Genomic DNA, 18,664 nt, shown 5'->3' with positions numbered 1-18,664 from the left:
ATCGCCCTCTCGCCTCTTCTCGCAGTCCCCCCGTTCCTCGACAACCTCTGGATCCGTCATGACTGAGGCCACCTTCGCCTCCCGTACCGTTCTCGTCACCGGTGCCACCTCCGGCATCGGTCTGGAATCCGCCCGACAGCTCGCCGAACGCGGAGCCGTGGTGCTGCTGCACGGCCGTACGGCCGAAGAGGCACGTGCCGCCGTCGCCCATCTCCTCGCTACTTCGGCAGAGGTGCAGGGGGCTCAACTCCGCCCCGTGGCAGCCGACTTCACCCGACTTGACGAGGTTGCCGAGTTGGCGCGGCAGGTGGTCGCGGAGTACCCGCGTCTCGACGTCCTCGTCAACAACGCCGCGACGGCTGCCCCGGAGCGGCGCACCCTCACCGGTGACGGCAACGAGATCGCCCTCCAGGTCAACTTCCTCGCCCACTACCTGCTGACCTGTCACCTTGAACCGGTCCTCACCGCAGCCCCGGACGGCGGGCGGGTCGTCAACGTCTCTTCCTCCCTCCACCGCACCGCCGCCATCCAGTGGTCGGACCCCCACCGGACCCGCCGCTACTCCCGCCTCGCCGCGTACGCCCAGTCGCAGCTGGCGCTGACGGTGTTCGCCGCCGACCCGCGCGTCACCGCCGTCTCCGTCCACCCGGGCGTCTGCGCAACGGATTTGCTGCCGCTGTACGCCCACGACGGGGGAAGCGCGGCGGACGGCGCCGCCCACGTGGTGCGGCTCTGCGACCCCGCGACCGAGATCGTCAACGGGGCCTACTACGACCGTGCCGAGCGCATCCAGCCCGCCGTCATGGCCACGGAGGAGCGCACCGTCAAGCGGCTCAACAAGCTCGCGGACCGCCTGGTCGGCGCCACGGTACGGGAGGCACGGCAGGATGCTTGAGCTGGAGACGCACCAACTGCCCGTGCTCACCCCCTGGTTGCCCACCGCCATGCCCGGCCCCACCAGCATCGGCGAACACGCCCTCGCCACCGGAAAGGGACGGTGGTGGGCGGACCGGTCGACGGACCCGCAGGCTCTGGCGGTGTCCGTCGCGGGACACGTCCTGCTCCGGGGGAATCCCGGAGCCCTGACCCCGGACGACCTGGCACCGTTCTCCGGCGCGTACGTCGACGCGCCGGCCCGCTTCCTGCCGTTGCTCGGCACGGCCTTCCCCCGGCTGTGCCCGTGGGAGCGGATGGTGTGGACGCAGCAGACCGCGCCTGCCCCCGCCGTGCTCCCGCGCGGGGTAAGGGTGCGCAGGCTGGAGACGGCCGACACCGACGCGCTGGCCGCGCTCGGTGCACGTTCCGCGTGGATCCACGCCAGTTGGGGAGGCGCGCTGGGGCTGTGCGCCTCCGGACGGGGCTGGGCGGCGGTCGACCGGGACGGCACGGTGCTGACCGTGGCCTGCTCGTACTTCGGCGGAAAGCGGTACGAGGACGTCGCCGCCCTCACCACCCCGGACTACCGTCGCCACCGCCTGGCCCTGGCCTGTGTCACCGCGGTGTGTGCCGACATCAGAACGCGTGGGCGCACCCCCGCCTGGAACTGCTCGACCCTCAACAAGCCGAGCCGCCTGCTGGCCTGGAGCGCGGGATTCCGACTGGTTCACGAGTACGTCCACTACGCGACCGGGGCGTTCGCCCCCGCCGCGGTGCTCCAGTTCGGCCCCGGGCACTGACCCGGGTGTCCGCCGAGGATCAGCTCGTCTCCTGCCAGGTGCCGCGCAGTGCCGCGGTGGAGAACCCGGGCCCGAACGCGGCCATGATGCCGGCTGATCCGTCGGCGGGCGGTTCGTCGTGGGTGCGGCGCAGCACGTCGAGGACGGCGTTGCCGCCGAGGTTGCCGTTCTCGGCGAGCGAGGTGCGGGAGCGGCGGGTGTCTTCGTGGTCGAGGCCGAATCCGGTGGCGATGTCGGTGATGATGCGGGGGCTGCCGGGGTGGATGACCGCCCAGTCGAGGACGTCGCGGGGGCCGACCCAGTCGAGGAGGCGGGGCAGGACGTCGCCCGCCGCTTTCGTCGCGGCCTTCGTGGAGTCGAAGTGCAGGCCGGTGTGGTCGAGACGCCCGTAGTAACGGTCGGTGGACTCGGGGAGGGTGTACTCCCACGTGTCATCAATGCGCAGGCCGCGGCCGAGGGGGCTGCTGGTGACCAGGGCCGCGCCCGCGGAGTCGCCGAACAGGGCCCGGTAGATGATCGCCTCGATGGAGGTGTCGTGCGGGTTGGCGCACACGCTGGATATCACCTCGGTGACGACGACGAGGACGGTGCTGCCGGGGCGGGCGGCGACCATGTCGGCCGCACGGATGAGGGCCTGGGCTCCTCCGGCGCACGCGAGGGTCGTCATCGCGAGGTGCCGTACGTCGGGACGCAGCCCCAGGGCGTTGGTGAGGCGGACGTCCATGTTGGGGATACCCCAGCTGGTGGTGTGGCTGGTGATGATCGCGTCGATGTCGCCCGGCCCGAGGCCGTGGGCGTCAAGGACCTCGCGGGCCGCGTTCTCCGCCATGGTGAGGGCGTCGCCGAAGGCGATGGTGGTCCGCTCCGTGACGGTGGCCCCGGCGCTGAGACTGTGGTGGTCCAACGGGCGGGTGAGGTAGCGGGTGTCGACCCCGCAGTTCGCGACGACGCGCTCGAACGCCTTGAGGCGGGGGTGGTCGGCGTGCCGGGTGCGGAGGTCCTCAAGGAGGCTCTCGGTGGTGATCAGGTGGTCGGCCAGGACGACGGCGGGCCGGCTGACGAAGGCGCCGGACATGAGCATCTCCCACTGCTGGAAAGGGACGGATGGGCCGTGGGGGTGGCCACAACCTACGTGAGAGATGCCCAGTGTTCCCGAGCTGGGGGATGTTGTTCGCAGGTGAGCGCGTTCTGTGAGGTGTTGTCCGCCGGGTGGAGAGGGCAACCGTCCCGTGGACGGCGGGGCGGGCGCGCTCGGGCGGGTCAGGCACGGAGCATGGGAGCGCGTCCGCCGTGGTCGCCGCCCGGCTGGTAGATCAGGACGATCAGCCGGGCGCCGGGTGCGGACAGGGGCTGGGCGGCGCACATGGTGACCCAGCCGGGCCCCTGCTGGGGGTGGTTGAGGGGGCGGATGTCGCCGTCGGGGTGGATGTAGGCGACGCCCTCCTCGTAGAGGGGGCCGGTGTCGGGGTCGGCGATGACGTCGGCCTCGATGGCGCGCAGAACCGCGTCGTGGGGGCGGGCGGCGAGCGCGGTGCGGAGTTGGGGCAGGACGAAGGGGGCCCAGTCGGTGTCCCAGTTGCCGAGGGTCTTGCGCGCGTGGTGGTCCAGGAGCATCCACCGCAGGGTGTTCTCGGGGGGGCTTCCGCCCGGGAAGAGGGCGGCGAACGCGGTGTTGTGGACGACGAGTTGCCAGGAGCAGTCGGTGACGTAGGCCATGTGGGAGATGCCGTCGACGGCGTCCTGCCAGGCGCCGGGGACTTCCTTGCCGGAGCGGGAGTACAGGGGGGCGGGCGGGTCGGAGGCGCGGGCGTACCGGCACAGGGACACCCATTCCTGCTCGTCGAGGCGGTACAGCCGGGCGACGTCCGCGAGGAGGTCGAAGGGCGGGTTGGCGTAGGAGCCGGTCTCCAGGCGGTGGTAGACGCCGTCGGCCCGGTTGATGAGCTGGTCGACCTGGGACTGGGAGAGTCCGGGAGCGCGTCGGCCCTGTCGTCCGGCTATGCGGATGAAGCCCATCGTTTCGGGGTCGATGCGTTCTCTGCGGGCCTTCAGGAGCGCTTTGAGGGCCTTCTTGTTCGTCATGCGGTTCCCCCGCGGGTGAGTTAGGTGTGGGGTGCAGTCTATTTCTTCGCAGTGGAATTCTTCCGAGGATCTGTACGAAGAAATGGTCAAGGGGGTGCGGCATCATCGTGTGGGCGGGTGCTCCGGCCAGCAGTGATGTGAGGTGGGAGCGCTTCCATCCGCACCGGGCTTCTCGGATCCTGGTGGGAATGCCCGGCCGTTGGTTCATCCGGCGGGGAGGGGCAGGAGCGATGCCGTCGTTCTCCGCCATGGCGGAGAACGCAGTGCGGCGGAAATTCGCGGCAGCCCTTCTTCGCCGGAAACCAACAAGGAGACGAACCCTTCGGTGACCGGCGTCGGCCCGAGACCGGCAGAGCCGTGGGTGGCCCGGCACTGACGACGCCTCAGGCGGACTCCGCCGACCGGCCGTCGGCCTCGCGCTCGACGTCGCCGTCCGCCTTCGTACGTACACCTGCCGCTCCTGTCGGCAGGCCCTCAGCAGTGACGCGCGGGCGCGGTCGGAGTCGGCCATTCTGAGCGTCCCTCACGTCCTTCGCCCTTCGCCGAGCACTCCCGCCGCCCCTTCGTCGGCACAGGTCGCGGAGGTGAGGACGCCGGATGGCCGAGAACCGTCCCCTGGGGTTCCGGCCACGTTGCGTCGGTTGCAACGCTTATAGCGTTGGTTACTTCGCTGGGCTGCTGCCTAAGGTCTTATTGCACACGGTTCGCAGCGACGCCGAGCTCAGGGGGAAGCGATGTTGCGTGTCAAGCCCGTCCTGGAGCGGGCGCTCGGCAGGACGCCGTTGCTCCACCTCACCGTTGCTCATCGAGGCCGATTACGGTGGCTGGCGCTGAAGCTGGAGGGCCACGGTCCCAGCGGTTCGGTCAAGGACCGCAGCGCCGTCGGACTTCTGCGGGCGCTGCACGACGAGCAGCCGCTGACCCCGGGCACCGTGGTGGTCGAGTCGACCTCCGGGAACCTCGGCCTGGCACTGGCCCGGTTACTGCCCGCCGTCGACTGCGCCTTCCTCGCGGTCGTCGACCTCAAGACCCCGCCCACCACGCGCCGCATGCTGGAGGCCCACGGCGCCCGCGTCCTGGTGGTCGACGAGCCGGACGGCCAGGGCGGCTATCTGCTGAGCAGGTTGCGCACCGTGCGCGAACTGCTGGCCCAGAACCCCGGCCACCGCTGGCCCAACCAGTACGAGAACTGGGCCGCCCCCGAGGTGCACCGCACCACCACGGGCCCCGAGATCACCGAAGAGGCAGGTGCGGAGCTCGACACGGTCTACGTTCCCGTCTCCACCGGCGGCACTCTCGCCGGCATCGCCTCCCATCTGCGCGAGCACCGCCCCGACGTCGCCCCGGTGGCCGTCGACGTACGCGGTTCCCTGGCCGTCGCCGGCAGCGCGGGACGCCGGCTGATACCGGGCATCGGGGCCAGCCGCCCCTCCACCTTCCTGAAGGGCGCGGACAGTTACGACCGCCTCGTCCAGGTCGACGACGTCGAAGCGATCACCGTCTGCCGGATCATCGCCGAGGACCTGGGGCTCGCGCTCGGCGGGTCCAGCGGCTGCGCCGTCCGGGCGCTGGTCACCGATCTGGAGAGCGACCCCGCGCCCCGGGGACTCTCGGTCTGTCTGGCCGCCGACGGCGGCGGAAAGTACCGCGACACCCTCTACTCCGACGACTGGGCGAGCGAACAGGGCATCGCCGAAGAGATAGCCGCCTCGACGAAGCAACTGCGCCGCGAGGGCCTGTACTTCACCCGGCGGAAACCGCACCACCTGGAGCACCAGCGCCGATGAGTACGAGCAGCACGCCCGAACAGCCCGGACAGCCCGGACGGCCCGGACAGCCCGAACGGCCCGAACAGCCCGGACGCGGCCGCGACTACCGGCAGTTCCTGCCACTGGTGCAGGGCGCGACCCTGATCGAGTGGACCGGAACCGGCCTGTTCCTCGCCGTGTCGACCATCTACTTCGTCAAGGTCGCCCACCTCAGCACCTCGTCCGTCGGCATCGGACTGACCATCGGCGGCGCGGTCGCCATCGTCGCCGCCCTGCCCATCGCCCGGCTGGCCGGACGCTTCGGCCCCCAGCCCGTGCTGACCGGCGTCATGCTGCTGCGCGCCCTGGCCACCATCGGCTATCTGTGGGTGGACGGCTGGTGGAGCTTCCTCCTGGTCGTCGCCGTCATCGCCGTCACCGAGCAGTCCTCGCCCCCGCTGGTCCAGGCGTACGTCGGCGCGCGGGCGCCGCAGAGCCTGCGCGCGAAGGTGATGGCCGTCCAGCGCACCGTCGTCAATCTGGGCATCAGCCTGGGAGGGCTGATCGCCGGAGTCGCCCTGGGTTCGGGCTCGCCCGACGCGTTCCGGCCGCTGCTGATCGGCGGCGCGGTCGCCTATGTGATCGTGGCCGCGGTGTTCGCCACCGCACGTGACGAGAGCCCGGCCGGCCCGGTCGAGGCGACGGGCGTACGGGACCTGCTCAAGGACTGGCGGCTGCTGGGCTTCACCGCGTACAACGCACTGGTGTCGTTGTGGATGCCGGTGCTCAACGTGGCGTTCCCCCTGTGGCTGGTGACCGCCACCGAGGTGCCGGAGCGCTACGTCGGCATCCTGTACGCCGTCAACACCGTGCTCTGCATCGCCCTCCAGTACCCCCTCAACCGCTGCTACCGCACGACGCGCCGGGCCTGGCTGTCGTACGCGGCCGCAGCGGCACTGTTGAGCTGCGGGGCGCTGGCGTTCGCCGCCGCGCCGGGCTTCGGGACGCACGGCGCCCTGCTGGTGCTGGGCGGCGCGGTCGTCCTGCTGACCTTCGCCGAGCTGCTCCAGGTCGGCGCGTCCTGGACGCTCTCCTTCGATCTGGCCCCCGAGGGGGCACGCAGCGCCTACCTGGTGCTGTTCAACACCAGCCGCACCGTCGCCAACCGGGTCGCAGGACCGGTCCTGATGACGGGTGTGGTGCTCGCCCTCGGCAAGGCCGGCTGGATCGCGCTCGCCGGTGTGCTCCTGCTCGGCGCGCTCGTTCCCCTCGCTGTACTGCGAGGGGGGCGCGGTGCCGGGACGGCCGGGCCGACGGAGAGCGTAACCGTACGAAAGGCGCGTACCGGCGGCTGACCACCGGCCTGTCAGGCCATGCCCTGTTCGAGCATCACGACCCCCGCCAAGGAGGCCCCGCTCCCCATGGACTTCGAACGATACCCGGACAGCCCCTTTCTCCATCTGACGCGGGCGGACGTCGTCGAGGCCGCCCGAGGCGTGGACATCGTGCGGACGGTGGCCGAGGCGCTGATGCTGCACAGCGCGGGGCAGTCGGTCCTCCCCGAGGAGGCATACCTCGGCTGGACGACCCCGCGGGGCGACTCGGCCAGGCTGCTGGCCATGCCCGGCGCGCTGCTCCAGGACGGCAGACCGCCCGTCGTCGGCATGAAGACCATCAACGCCTCACTGGGAAACCCGGCACGGGGCATTCCGCGCTCCCAGGGCTTCACCCTGCTGCTCGACCCGGAGACGGCACGGCCCGTCGCCCTGATGGAGGCGGCCTACATCAGCGCGATGCGCACCGCGGCGGTGACCGCACTGGCCGTACGCCACCTGGCGGTGCCGTCCCCGCAGCGACTGGCGCTCGTCGGCTGCGGGGCCCTCGCCCAGGCGCACGCGGCGCTGTTGCTGCGCACCGTGCCGACGCTGCGCACCCTCGCGCTCTACGACGTGACGCCCGGCCGCGCCGAGGCCCTCGCCGCGTACGTCGCCTCGCTGCCCGAGGGCGCGAAGGTCGAGACCGTACGGGCCGGGAGCGCACGCGAGGCGGTACGGGACGCCGAACTCGTCGTGCCCGTCACCACGGTGACGCAGGGGTACATCGAGCCCGACTGGCTGCGGCCCGGCGCGCTGGTCTGCCACGTCTCGCTGGACGACCTCACCGAGGCGGCGGTCCTCGCCGCCGACACGGTGATCGTCGACGACTGGAGCCTGGTCCGCGACGACCCGCGCCGTCTGCTGGGCCGGATGCACCGGGCGGGCACGCTGCTCGGCCCCGACGGCGCCCCCCGGGACGGGGTGATCGCGCAGCCCGGCGCACGCCGGGTGGATGCCACTCTCGGCGACGTGCTCGCCGGCCGTCACCCGGGCCGCCGCCGCCAGGACGAGACCGTCATCAGCAATCCCTTCGGCATGTCGATCCTCGACGTCGCCGTCGCCGACCGCATCCACGCCCGCGCCGAGGCCGTCGGTCTCGGCGCCCGGCTCACGCTCTGAGGGGGATCCACCATGGCCATCGACCTCAACGTCCAGGAAATCAACCGCACCATGTGGTCGTACGGGGAGTACCGGCGCGTCGCCGATCTGCTGCGCCCCGGCGCGGTCGAGCTGATCGGACGGCTCGCCCCCGGGCCCGGCCTCCACCATCTCGACGTCGCCACCGGCAACGGCAACGTGGCGCTGCTGTCCGCGCGGCGCGGATCGACGGTGACCGGACTCGATCTGACGGACGAGTTCTTCCCCGACGCGCGCGAGCGCTTCGCCGAGGCGGGAGTGGAGGTGGAGCTGCACCGAGGCGACGCCCAGGAACTCCCCTTCGCCGACGGCTCGTTCGACCTGGTGACCTCCACCTACGGGGTGCAGTTCGCGCCCGACCACGCCGCCTCCTCCGCGGAGATGGCCCGGGTGCTGCGCCCCGGCGGCCGGATCGGCATGTGCAACTGGACGGCGCGCAGCTGGACGGCGCACTTCCAGGAGATCCTGTCGGCCTACTTCCCCTCGCCCAACGGCCATCAGGGGCAGCCGATGCTGTGGGGCTCGGCGGACTACCTCGCCGAGCTGTTCGGCCCCTCCTTCACCGTCACCGCCGAACGCGGGGAGCTGTTCTACCCCTTCCGGGCCGCCGAGGACCTGGTCGCCTTCTTCGAGAACTGCTTCGGTCCGTGCATCGCCGCGAAGAACACGATCTCGCCCCCCTCGCGCTGGAAGGAGCTGCGCGCCGAGATGGTCGAGATGACCGAGGGCTTCCACACCACGGACGAACGGGGATCCGGAGTTCCCGTCGAGTACCTGCTCGTCGTCGCGGTGAAGAAGGGGTCCCGGTGACCGGTCTGCCCACGCACTACCCCGACCTGCCACTGGCCGACGGAGCCCGGGAGCGGTCCGTCGCCGCCGCGCTGACCCGCAGCGAGCCGTACCCGTTGGGCGAGGGCGTCCACGCCCACGTCGAACGGCACGCGGCCGCCCGGCCCGACCGTACGGCGGTCGAGGACGGCGAACAGAACCTCAGCTACCGCGAGTTGGCCGACCGGATGCAGCGCGTCGCCGCCCAGCTGGCCGCGGCAGACGTCACGGGCGGAAAGATCGTCGCGGTCGGCGGCCGGCGCGGCGTCGACGTCGTCTGCGCCTTCCTCGCACTGGAACTGCTGGGCGCCGTCTATCTGCCCGTGGACGCGAGCTGGCCCGCGGCCCGCGTCGACGCGCTGCTGAGGGACAGCGGCGCGGTGCTGCTGCTCACCGTCGGCGGCCCCGCCGACAGCGTCGAACTGGTCAAGGGCGCTCAGGCGGCCGACGTGCGCACGGCCTCCCCGGCACCCGCGGACGCCCACCGCACCCGGCCCTCGCCGCCGCCCGCCGACGAAGTGCGCTACGTCCTGTACACCTCGGGATCGACCGGCCGCCCCAAGGCCGCGGTCGTCGAGCACCAGGGCATGCTCAACCACTTATGGGCCAAGATCGACGACCTCGGGCTGACCGAGGACGACCGGCTGGCGCAGACCGCGCCGCTGAGCTTCGACATCTCCGTCTGGCAGATGCTCGCACCGCTGCTCGTCGGCGGCCGCGTCCAGATCTTCGGCGACGACCGGGCCCAGGACGGCACGTTGCTGCTGGAGGCGGTACGCCGGAGCCGGACCACCGTCCTGGAGAGCGTGCCCACGCTGATCCGCTTCCTGCTGGACGCCCAGCAGAGCGCGGGGATCAACCCCGGAGCGTTGCGCTGGATGATCGCCACCGGCGAGGAGCTGCCGCCCGCGCTGGCCCGCCGGTGGCACGAGGCCCTTCCCGGCGTCGCGCTGCTCAACGCCTACGGACCCACCGAGTGTTCGGACGACGTCACCCACGCCGTCCTCGGCCCGCCAGGACCCGACGTACGCCATCTGCCGATCGGCGGCCCCATCGGCAACGCCGCGCTGTACGTCCTGCGCTCCGAGAACGGACGGTGGCACGCCTGCGACCACGGGGAGACGGGTGAGCTGTTCGTCGGCGGCCTCGTCGTGGGCCGGGGCTATCTGGGCGACCCGGAGCGGACCGCGCTGTCCTTCTTCGCCGACCCGTTCACGGACGGCGGCGGGCGGCTGTACCGCACCGGCGACGCGGTGCGGGTGCTGCCGGACGGCCAGCTGGAGTATCTGGGCCGGGTCGACCGGCAGGTGAAGCTCGGCGGCGTCCGCATGGAGCTCGCCGAGATCGAGGCGGAGCTCGGCGCCCACCCCGCCGTCGCCGCCTGCGCGGTCGCCGTACGCGCCGACGGCGACGAGGGCGCGCTGGTGGCCCGCGAGAGCGCCCACGCTCCGGCGGCGGGCCGGCAGCGGCTGGTCGCGTACGTCACGACCCCCGACGAGGAGGTGACGGAGGAGGCGCTGCGCGCCCACCTGACCGAGCGGCTGCCCGCGCCGATGGTGCCGCACACGTTCGTCGTGCTTCCGCGACTGCCGCTCACCCGCAACGGCAAGACCGACTACCAGGCCCTGCCCCCACCACCGCGCCGACGCCGCCCCGGCACGCGTCCCTTCAGCCCGCCGCGCACCGAGGCCGAGGCCGCGATCGCCGCGCTCGTCGCCGAACTGCTCGGCAGCGGGCGGGTCGGCCGCGACGACTCGTTCCTGGAGCTGGGCGGCGACTCGCTGCACGCCATGCGCCTCGTCGCACGGCTGCGGGACACGGGATCGGCGGTGAGCCTGCGCGATGTGCTGCGCGACGGCAGTCCGGCCGCGCTCGCCGCGCTCGGCAGCCGGATCCCGCCCGCCGACAGCGGCGCCGGGGCCGATCACGCCGGGGTCGAGCACGTGGGGGACGCTCCGCGCACCCGCCCGCTCACCCCGCAGCAGGCAGGCGTGTACTTCCACTGGCGGCTGGATCCGCACAGCCCCTCCTACAGCTATCAGGGCTCCCTGGAACTGGACGGCCCGCTGGACGTCCCCCGTCTGGCAGCCGCCTGGCGGCTGCTGCTGGCCGAGAATCCGCTGCTGCTCGCCCGGTTCGCCGAGCCGGACGAGGCACAGGGGGACGAACAGCGGGACGCGGTGGTGCACCACTTCCCGCACTGGGACGTGCCGCTGCCGTCGCTTCCACGGGAGGTCACGGCCGACGCGTACCGTCGGCTGGCGGCCGAGGAAGCCGCCCGCCCCTTCGATCTGCTGAACGCGCCGGGCCTGCGTGCCGGGCTGTTCCAGCTGCCGGACGGACAGCACCGGGTGCTGGTCACCCTGCATGAGCTCCTGCTCGACGGCTGGGGCGCCACCGTCCTCTTCCAACGGCTGGCCGAGCTGTACGAGCGGCGTCCGGCCGCCCCCGACCCCGAGCGCTCCACCCGCTACGACCGCTACCTCGACCACCTCGACCGGTTGCTGGCCGCCGAGGAGACCGCAGAGGCGGGCCGGTACTGGCAGCGACAGCTCGCGGGCGATCTGCCGGTGCTCCAGATCGCGCAGAAGCAGCGCCCGGCCACCCCCTCCTACCGGGGTGCGATCACCGAAGCGGTGCTGGACGACGCCCTGACGCAACGGCTGCGGGAGACCGCGTTGTCCGCGTCCGCGACCGCGTTCGTCCCGCTGCTGGCCGCGTACGCCCTGGCGCTCGGCTACTACGGCGACGCCGACGAGGTCGTCGTCGGAGCGCCGATGGCGGGCCGGGAGCGGCCGGAGACGGCCGATGTGCCGGCCTTCGTGCTCGCGATGCTGCCGCTGCGGCTGCGCATCGACCCGGCCGCGACGCTCACCGAGTTCACCGCCCAGGTGCGCGACACGGTGTACGACGCGTACGCCGCATCGGACCATCCCTTCGGCTGGACACTGCGTCGGCTTCCGGCCGCCTCCCGGAGCTCGGCGGCGACCCCCGTCTTCCAGACGATGCTCAACATGCTGCCGTACCCGGCCCGCGCGACCACCGCCGACGGCGTCGGCTTCCGCTTCGTCGAACTGGACACCGGCTACACGAAGTACGACTGCGCGCTGTACGTGCAGCCGCACGGCCCGGACCGGCTCCTGCTCCAGTACGCCTACCAGCAGGAGCTGCTCGACGAACCCGTCGCGCGCAACGTCCTGGAGTCCACGGTGATCGCGCTCAGGGCCCTCACCGACCCGCGGCGCGCCGCGCGCACTGCCATCCGATCCCTCGACCTGCTGCCAGGAGGCGGACGATCATGAGCACCCCGACCCTGCTGGAACGCTTCGCCGCGCAGGTGGCGGCCCGCCCCGAGGCCGTCGCCCTGCGCCACACCGGCACCACGCTCACCTACCGCGAACTCGACGAGTGGAGCGGACGGCTGGCCGCCCAGCTCGCCGCCAAGGGCACGCGCCCCGGCTCGCTGGTCGCGCTCGCCGCCCAGCGCGGTCCCGCCGCGGTCGCCGGGGTGCTCGCCGTGCTGAAGACCGGCGCGGCCTATCTCGGGCTCGATCCGGCGATACCCGTACGGCGTCAGCGTCGCATGGTGGAGGAGACGGGACCGCAGGTGGTGCTGGCCGAGCCGGGGCTCGACCAGTTCCCCACCCTGGACGCGCCCCGCGTACGGCTGGCCCCGGTCGTGGACGGGCCGGTGCACGAAGCGCCCGAACGGGAGCCGGACGAGGACGCGCTGTTCCACGTCGTCTACACCTCAGGCACCACCGGGAACCCCAAGGGCGTACGGATCAGTCACCGTTCGGTCCGGGGCCGTCTGGAGTGGATGTGGGAGGACCACCCGTTCCCCGAGAACGCGGTGCTGGCGGTGCAGAAGTCGCCCGCGCTCGTCGCCTCTCCCTGGGAACTGCTCGGCGGCCTGCTCCAGGGCGTCCCGTCGGTCGTGCTCAGCACCGAGGAGCTCCTCGATCCGGTGCTGTTCGCCGCCGTCGTCGCCGAGGAGCGGATCACCCATCTCTTCCTCACCCCGCAGCTGATCGCCGGGCTCCTCGAAGAGAGCTCGAAGCTCTCCGCTTCCCACCGGCCGGTGCTGGTGACCAGCGGCGCCGACACCCTGCCCGTGCGGACCGTCCGCCGCTTCCGGGAGATCTGGCCCGACGCCACGCTCCTCAATCTGTACGGCATGACCGAGACCGCCTCCAACGTCGCCGCGTACGACACGGCCGCCCTGCCCGATGACGCCGAACGCGTGCCGGTCGGCAGTGCGGTGGCGGGCGCGTCGATCTCGGTCCGCGACCGGCACGGCCGTCGGCTGCCACCCGGTGTGACGGGTGAGGTGTGGGTCTGCGGGCCGCCGCTCGCCCTCGGCTATCTCGGCGGCGACGGCGAGGACCGCTTCACCGTCGACGACCAGGGAGTGCGCCACTACCGGACAGGAGACCGGGGCCGTCACCTCCCGGACGGGGCACTGGAGATCACCGGCCGCGCCGACAACCAGATCAAGGTGCGCGGCTACCGCGTGGAGCTGGAGGAGATCGAGTCCACCCTCCGCAAGGCGCCCGACGTCACCGACGCCGGGACGTACGCGGACCTCGACGACGGCGAGCCGAGGATCGTCGCCTGCGTCACGTCCGGCGAAGAGGTGAGCGCGGCGGCCCTGCGCGGCTATCTGCGCGACCGGCTGCCCGACTACATGCTGCCGACACGGATCCAGCAGGTACCGAGGCTTCCGCTGGGCCCCAACGGCAAGCTGCACCGCGCAGGACTGCGCACGCTCGTGGCGGACATCGGACAGGAGCGGACGGTCGGCTTCACGCCGTCCGACGCCACCGAGGCCGCCGTCGCGGCCCTCTGGGAGGAACTGCTGGGCGCTCCTCCCGCCGACGTGGACCAGAACTTCTTCGACGCCGGAGGCCACTCGCTGCTCGCCGTCCGGCTCGCCAACCGGCTGGCGAAGACCGCGGGCCGGCGCATCCCCCTGCGCCGGATCCTCGGCGCGCCCACCGTCGGAGCGATCGCCGCACTCTGCCGCGAGGCCCAGCAGGAGGAGCGGGGATGAGCACCTCCTGGCTGAGAATCCGCGACGAAGTGCAGAACGACGAAGTGCAGAACGACGAAGTGCAGAACGGCGGCCCGGCCGACACGCTCGCCGTCTGCTTCGCGCCCACCGGCGCGCACGGTTCGACCTTCGCGAGCTGGCACGGGCGGCTGCCCCACGGCACGGCTCTGGTGCTGGTCACGCCGCCCGGCCGGGGCACCCGGGTGGACGAGGAGCCCGTCGTCGACATGGCCGGGTACGCGGACGCGGTGGCCGCCGAGGTGCGGGAGCTCACGGCGGGCAGGCGACTGGTGCTGATCGGTGTGAGTCTCGGTGCGCTGCTGGCGTTCGAGGTCTGCCGTCGGCTGCTGGAGGCCGGGGTGCCGGTGGCGCGGCTGTGCACGGTGGCCGGGCAGTCCCCGGGCGACTTCGCGGGCTCGGGAGACGAGGTGACGCTCGAAGCCGCCCGCGCCTTCGCGACCGGGACCGGGCTGACGGACCCCGAACTGCTGGCCGACCCCGAGTTCGAGGAGGTGCTGCTGCCGCCCGTCCAGGCCGACCTGACGCTGGCCGCCGGATACGCAGGCCGCGAGAGCGCCGCCGCGCACGTGTCGCTGCGCGCGGTGTGGGCCGTCGGGGATCCGTATGTGCCGGAGGCGGCCGTGCGGCGGTGGGCCGAGTGGACCACCGCGGACTGCACGGTGCTGTCCGTGGAGGGTGGCCACTACGCCCACCAGGAGAACCCGGAAGCGGTCCTCGCCGCCTGCCTGGACGGCCTCTCCGGCGCTGCCGGTCCGTCCAGACGCACCGTGCTCGGCGGTGGTGCGTCGGTCGTCTCGGCCACCGTGCTCGGACTCGGGACGACGATGGCCGCCGCGCCCAAGTCCGCTGCCGCACAGCGGACGGTGGCCTCGGCCGAGGGCGGCGGCACCCGAGGCCGCGCCTTCGACGGCGATCCCACCGACCCGGTGGAGCTCGCCGTCGCGATGATCCGGCAGAACACGAGCAACCCCGGGGACGGCGCGATCACACTGCCGTACGCACGGATGCTGGAGGGGATCTTCCGCACGGCCAAGGTCGCCACGGAGATCGTGCCCACCCCCAAGGAGGGCAACGTCCACTTCTTCGCCCGCGTCCCCGCCGCCGCAGGCTCCGCGCGCAAGAAGCCCCTGCTCCTGCTCGGCCACTCGGACGTGGTCCCCGCGACCGGGGACGCGTGGACGCGGGAGCCGTTCGCCGGGGAGGTGGTGGAGGGCAGGCTGTACGGCCGGGGCGCCCTCGACATGAAGGGGGTCAACGCCGCCTTCGTCGCCGCCCTGTTGCGCCATGTGCGGCAGGGCACGCGATTCGACCGGGACATCGTCTTCTGGTCCGACTGCGACGAGGAGCAGGGGCCGCACGGTGTCCGTTGGTTCCTCACCGAGCACCCGGGCACGGTGGAGGCCGGAGCGGTCCTCACCGAGGGCGGCTGGGTGCTCAACCAGCGCGACGGCAGAACGCCCATGATCGCCGCGCTCACCTGCAACGACAAGCGCTCCTTGCTCCTGCGGCTGGAAGCTGCCTCGTACGCCACCCACACCTCCAAGCCGTTCGGCGGACAGGCCGTGATCCGCCTCGGCGAGGTGCTGGAACAACTCGGCGGCTGGCGGGCCGGAATCCGCCCGAACACGCTGTCCCGGACGTACTTCGCCGAGCTCGCCCGGGCGACCTCGGACCCGGCCCTGGCCGCCGCCGTACGGGAGATGCTCGACGCCCGCACCGAGGCGCGGCGGAACCGGGCGGGCGATGCGGTCGTTCGGCTCAGCGACACGCCCGAGCTGCACAACGCGATGCTCCGCACCACCTTGGCGTTCACCTCGGCCAAGGCCGGCTACTACCCGAGCATCGTGCCCGGCACGGCGACGGCGGAGTTCCGGGCGGCGTTCCTGCCCGGGGGCGACGACCCCGGGCGGATCGTCGCCGAACTGCGCTCCCTGATCGGCAACCGGGCCACGCTGACGGTGGTCGGCAACCCCGGCGAGAGCGAGCAGCAGGCCGTCGACCGGCTGCGCGGCTATCTGGCGGTTGCGGACTCCCGCCACGACACGGACGTCTTCCGCGCCTGGCAGGAGGCCGTGCGGCGGACTCATCCCGGGGTGCGGGCCACGGCCTGCCAGTTCGAGGCGGTGACCAGCGCGGTGCCGTTCCGCGAGCGGAACGTGCCGGTCTACGGCATGTACCCGTTCACCGTGAACCGGGACATGCTCAAGCGGATGCACGGCACGGACGAGCACATCGGCGTCGAGGCCCTGCGGCAGGGCACGGAGACGGTCTATCAGCTCCTGGCGGGACTGCGCGCCGGAGCCTGAGTCGTCCGCTCGGGGCCCGGTGCGGAAGCGTCGTGCGCGACGCCCCCGCCCCGGGCCCCGGCTGGGGGCCTGGCGGCTCTCAGACCTCGGCCGCCTTCTTGAGTCCCTTCAGCCACTTCTCCAGCACCCTGTGCAGTTTGGCGTCGGAGAAGAACAGGACGAGCAGCGGTCCGCCCATGGACTCTTCCGTACGCACCAGGGTCGCGCCGTCGTCGGTGGCTTCCAGTACGTGCCGGTGGACGGCTTTGGCACCCGCCGCGAGTCCGGTCCAGACGAGCTCCTTGCCGGGGTCGATCACGGCGAAGCGGGACCTGATCCGGTTCCTGCCGTTCACCCAGGTGAACCGGGCGTCCACCTCGGCGCCGCCCGAGGAGGACTCCACGGTGACCCCGTGGATGGCGGGGTCGATGCTCGGCCAGTTCGCGGGCTCGCTCAGCAGCGTCCACACCCGTTCCAGAGGGGCTTCGATGCGTATCTCGTACGCTCCCGAGAGCGGTGCCCGCTCGTCCAGGCGGCCCTTCTTCGCGTACTCCTCGTGCAGGACTTCCATCGATGGGCCTCGGTAGAGCAACCGTTTCAGCATGTCGAGCCTTTCCGGAGTGCGCGAGTGTGGCGGGGGAGTGGCCCCCGAGCCCGGACGCGGGTGCCGAGCCGGTGGTGTCCCTACTTCGCCGGCGCGGTGGCGAACTCCAGGAGGTCGGCGTTGAGTTGATCCATGTGGGTCAGGTGCAGACCGTGCGGGCCGTTCTCGTAGACCTTGAGCACGCTGCCGGGGATCAGCTTCGCCGTGCCCCGCCCGCACAGGTCGACCGGGTTGAAGGCGTCGGCGCCACCGTGGACGACCAGGGTGGGGACGGTGATGCCGGTCAGTTCCTCGCGGAAGTCCGTCTCGGACATCGTGCGGCTCAGCTCCAGCATGGCCCGGACGGACACCGGGCGGGTGTCCCACACCGACCAGTCCACGAGCGCCTTCGAGACGGTGACCCCAGGAGTCCCCTCACCGAAGAACGGTCCCGCGATCGCGTCGACCCAGCCGGGTATGTCCTTGCCGATCTGGGCGCGCATGTCGTCGAAGACGCTGCCGGGAACGCCCTCGGGGTAGTCCGCGCTCTGTCGCAGCAGCGGGGTCAGGGTGGACACCAGGACGGCCTTGCCGACGCGCGCCGAACCGTGCCGGGTGAGGTAGCGGGCGACCTCGCCGGTGCCGGTCGAGTGACCGACCAGGGTGACGTCCGTCAGGTCCAAGTGGTCCATCAGGGACGCCAGATCATCAGCCAGCGTGTCGAAGTCGTAGCCCTCCCACGGCTGTTCGGAGCGGCCGTGCCCGCGCCGGTCGTAGGCGATGCAGCGCAGGCCCTGCTCCGCCAGGTGGGCCATCTGGTAGTTCCACATCTCACTGCTGAGCGACCAGCTGTGCGTGAACACCACGGGCGTGCCGGTCCTGGGGCCCCAGTCCTTGTAGTACAGGCGAGTGCCGTCCTCAGTGGTGAAATGCGCCATGGCGGAAGCTCCTTCGATCTCCGTGCGGGGCGTCCGGTGAGCGGCGGCCCCTGCGGTGATCAGACTGTCACCCCCCGGTAGGGCGTGGCCATTACCTGTGGCGTAAGCACGGAGCAGCGCGCGGCTGAACTGAACCTGATATAGGGGAAGTTGATCGTGCGCGTCCTCCGCGTCCGGTCCGCCTGCGGCAGTACCTCAGTCGCGGGATGTGCCGCGGTGCGGTGGTGGAGTTCCGAAGGCAGACCGGTTGCAGGACGGCGACGGGACTGACGACACGTCCCCGCCCGGCACCACCCGGAACTTCCTGCGTGCCCCCGGGGAACCCCGGGGCCCGTCCACCGGGAAGGCTGCGCTTCCAGCGGGGCAATACCTACGACCGCGAAGTGAGAGTTTGTCTCATGGTGCGGGGAGTGTTTTTTCGAAATGGGCAGAGCGGGATTATTCCTACGTACGCGGCCCGCTACGGCGTGCTACTGTCGATTTCAGTTGCAGTTTTGGTTCCCAGAACCTCAAGCGTTTTTGTCGGTGATTTCAGCCGCTGGACGCGCTTTTGTATTCCCGGTTAATTTTCCGGCGGGGCATCATCGCGGCGACCCGGCTTCCGCGCTGCGCGGATCGCTGGCGTACTGCCCCAAAGGAGACATGACATGGCGTCTGGCACTGTGAAGTGGTTCAACGGGCCCAAGGGCTTCGGATTCATCGAGCAGGACGGTGGCGGCGCGGATGTGTTCGCCCACTTCTCGAACATCGCCGCCGACGGTTTCCGTGAGCTGAGCGAAGGCCAGAAGGTCACCTTCGAGATCGCGCAGGGCCAGAAGGGCCCGACGGCCGAGAACATCGTTCCCGCCTGACACCGCCGCACACTTCCTGGCCGGGGCCCGCACCCACCGGGGTGCGGGCCCCGGCCGCAGGTGCCGCCCCCGGACGTGTTGCCTGC

The 18,664-nt window shown here is 71.8% G+C and carries 14 protein-coding genes; 10 read left to right on the top strand and 4 right to left on the bottom strand.

Going from position 1 to position 18,664, the window contains the following annotated elements; all coding sequences use genetic code 11:
* Positions 1-58 precede the first annotated feature (58 nt).
* Both OG897_RS32900 and OG897_RS32895 read left to right on the top strand, forming a co-directional pair.
* Complete coding sequence (locus tag OG897_RS32900) at positions 59-895, top strand: SDR family NAD(P)-dependent oxidoreductase (protein WP_266662705.1); 837 nt, start codon at positions 59-61, stop codon at positions 893-895.
* The gene (locus tag OG897_RS32895; RefSeq protein ID WP_266662703.1) at positions 888-1,676 is read left to right on the top strand and encodes a GNAT family N-acetyltransferase; all 789 of its coding nucleotides are present in this window, start codon (positions 888-890) and stop codon (positions 1,674-1,676) included. The genes OG897_RS32900 and OG897_RS32895 overlap by 8 nt, the downstream gene beginning before the upstream one ends.
* Positions 1,677-1,695: 19 nt before the next feature.
* On the opposite strand, the gene OG897_RS32890 is transcribed toward OG897_RS32895, so the two are convergent.
* On the bottom strand, positions 1,696-2,751 hold the full coding sequence (locus OG897_RS32890) for a PhlD (protein ID WP_266662702.1): 1,056 nt from the start codon (positions 2,749-2,751) through the stop codon (positions 1,696-1,698).
* Positions 2,752-2,936: 185 nt separating this feature from the next.
* Positions 2,937-3,758: a helix-turn-helix domain-containing protein gene (locus tag OG897_RS32885; RefSeq protein WP_266662700.1), complete on the bottom strand. Its 822-nt coding sequence runs from the start codon at positions 3,756-3,758 to the stop codon at positions 2,937-2,939.
* 734 nt (positions 3,759-4,492) lie between these two features.
* Between OG897_RS32885 and OG897_RS32880 the strand changes: the two genes are divergently transcribed.
* From OG897_RS32880 to OG897_RS32850, 7 genes are all read left to right on the top strand, one after another.
* Positions 4,493-5,545 (top strand): pyridoxal-phosphate dependent enzyme, encoded by a 1,053-nt coding sequence (locus OG897_RS32880; protein WP_266662698.1) that lies wholly within the window; start codon positions 4,493-4,495, stop codon positions 5,543-5,545.
* Positions 5,542-6,861, top strand: a complete 1,320-nt coding sequence (locus OG897_RS32875; RefSeq protein WP_266662696.1) for an MFS transporter — start codon at positions 5,542-5,544, stop codon at positions 6,859-6,861. The genes OG897_RS32880 and OG897_RS32875 overlap by 4 nt, the downstream gene beginning before the upstream one ends.
* A 66-nt stretch (positions 6,862-6,927) precedes the next feature.
* On the top strand, positions 6,928-8,001 hold the full coding sequence (locus OG897_RS32870) for an ornithine cyclodeaminase family protein (protein WP_266662694.1): 1,074 nt from the start codon (positions 6,928-6,930) through the stop codon (positions 7,999-8,001).
* A gap of 12 nt (positions 8,002-8,013) precedes the next feature.
* Complete coding sequence (locus OG897_RS32865) at positions 8,014-8,829, top strand: class I SAM-dependent methyltransferase (protein ID WP_266662692.1); 816 nt, start codon at positions 8,014-8,016, stop codon at positions 8,827-8,829.
* Positions 8,826-12,149, top strand: coding sequence for an amino acid adenylation domain-containing protein (locus tag OG897_RS32860; RefSeq protein WP_266662690.1), 3,324 nt, complete (start codon positions 8,826-8,828; stop codon positions 12,147-12,149). Before OG897_RS32865 ends, OG897_RS32860 begins: the two co-directional genes overlap by 4 nt.
* Positions 12,146-13,900, top strand: coding sequence for a non-ribosomal peptide synthetase (locus OG897_RS32855; RefSeq protein WP_266662688.1), 1,755 nt, complete (start codon positions 12,146-12,148; stop codon positions 13,898-13,900). Before OG897_RS32860 ends, OG897_RS32855 begins: the two co-directional genes overlap by 4 nt.
* Positions 13,897-16,227, top strand: a complete 2,331-nt coding sequence (locus OG897_RS32850) for a M20/M25/M40 family metallo-hydrolase (RefSeq protein WP_266662686.1) — start codon at positions 13,897-13,899, stop codon at positions 16,225-16,227. The genes OG897_RS32855 and OG897_RS32850 overlap by 4 nt, the downstream gene beginning before the upstream one ends.
* Before the next feature lie 79 nt (positions 16,228-16,306).
* On the opposite strand, the gene OG897_RS32845 is transcribed toward OG897_RS32850, so the two are convergent.
* Positions 16,307-16,810, bottom strand: coding sequence for an SRPBCC family protein (locus tag OG897_RS32845; RefSeq protein WP_266662684.1), 504 nt, complete (start codon positions 16,808-16,810; stop codon positions 16,307-16,309).
* 80 nt (positions 16,811-16,890) lie between these two features.
* Positions 16,891-17,727: an alpha/beta fold hydrolase gene (locus OG897_RS32840; RefSeq protein WP_266662682.1), complete on the bottom strand. Its 837-nt coding sequence runs from the start codon at positions 17,725-17,727 to the stop codon at positions 16,891-16,893.
* Positions 17,728-18,374: 647 nt separating this feature from the next.
* Between OG897_RS32840 and OG897_RS32835 the strand changes: the two genes are divergently transcribed.
* On the top strand, positions 18,375-18,578 hold the full coding sequence (locus tag OG897_RS32835; protein ID WP_266662680.1) for a cold-shock protein: 204 nt from the start codon (positions 18,375-18,377) through the stop codon (positions 18,576-18,578).
* Positions 18,579-18,664 lie beyond the last annotated feature (86 nt).

The sequence above is a fragment of the Streptomyces sp. NBC_00237 genome, assembly GCF_026342435.1.
In the GTDB taxonomy this organism is placed as follows: domain Bacteria; phylum Actinomycetota; class Actinomycetes; order Streptomycetales; family Streptomycetaceae; genus Streptomyces.
This window is presented reverse-complemented; position numbering and strand designations above follow the sequence as displayed.

Excerpts from the sequence above, each read along its gene's own strand:
- OG897_RS32890 (WP_266662702.1), bottom strand. The coding sequence starts at position 2,751 with ATGTCCGGCGCCTTCGTCAGCCGGCCCGCCGTCGTCCTGGCCGACCAC.
- OG897_RS32885 (WP_266662700.1), bottom strand. The coding sequence starts at position 3,758 with ATGACGAACAAGAAGGCCCTCAAAGCGCTCCTGAAGGCCCGCAGAGAA.
- OG897_RS32865 (WP_266662692.1), top strand. The coding sequence starts at position 8,014 with ATGGCCATCGACCTCAACGTCCAGGAAATCAACCGCACCATGTGGTCG.
- OG897_RS32850 (WP_266662686.1), top strand. The coding sequence starts at position 13,897 with ATGAGCACCTCCTGGCTGAGAATCCGCGACGAAGTGCAGAACGACGAA.
- OG897_RS32845 (WP_266662684.1), bottom strand. The coding sequence starts at position 16,810 with ATGCTGAAACGGTTGCTCTACCGAGGCCCATCGATGGAAGTCCTGCAC.
- OG897_RS32880 (WP_266662698.1), top strand. The coding sequence starts at position 4,493 with ATGTTGCGTGTCAAGCCCGTCCTGGAGCGGGCGCTCGGCAGGACGCCG.
- OG897_RS32855 (WP_266662688.1), top strand. The coding sequence starts at position 12,146 with ATGAGCACCCCGACCCTGCTGGAACGCTTCGCCGCGCAGGTGGCGGCC.
- OG897_RS32895 (WP_266662703.1), top strand. The coding sequence starts at position 888 with ATGCTTGAGCTGGAGACGCACCAACTGCCCGTGCTCACCCCCTGGTTG.
- OG897_RS32835 (WP_266662680.1), top strand. The coding sequence starts at position 18,375 with ATGGCGTCTGGCACTGTGAAGTGGTTCAACGGGCCCAAGGGCTTCGGA.
- OG897_RS32875 (WP_266662696.1), top strand. The coding sequence starts at position 5,542 with ATGAGTACGAGCAGCACGCCCGAACAGCCCGGACAGCCCGGACGGCCC.
- OG897_RS32870 (WP_266662694.1), top strand. The coding sequence starts at position 6,928 with ATGGACTTCGAACGATACCCGGACAGCCCCTTTCTCCATCTGACGCGG.
- OG897_RS32900 (WP_266662705.1), top strand. The coding sequence starts at position 59 with ATGACTGAGGCCACCTTCGCCTCCCGTACCGTTCTCGTCACCGGTGCC.
- OG897_RS32840 (WP_266662682.1), bottom strand. The coding sequence starts at position 17,727 with ATGGCGCATTTCACCACTGAGGACGGCACTCGCCTGTACTACAAGGAC.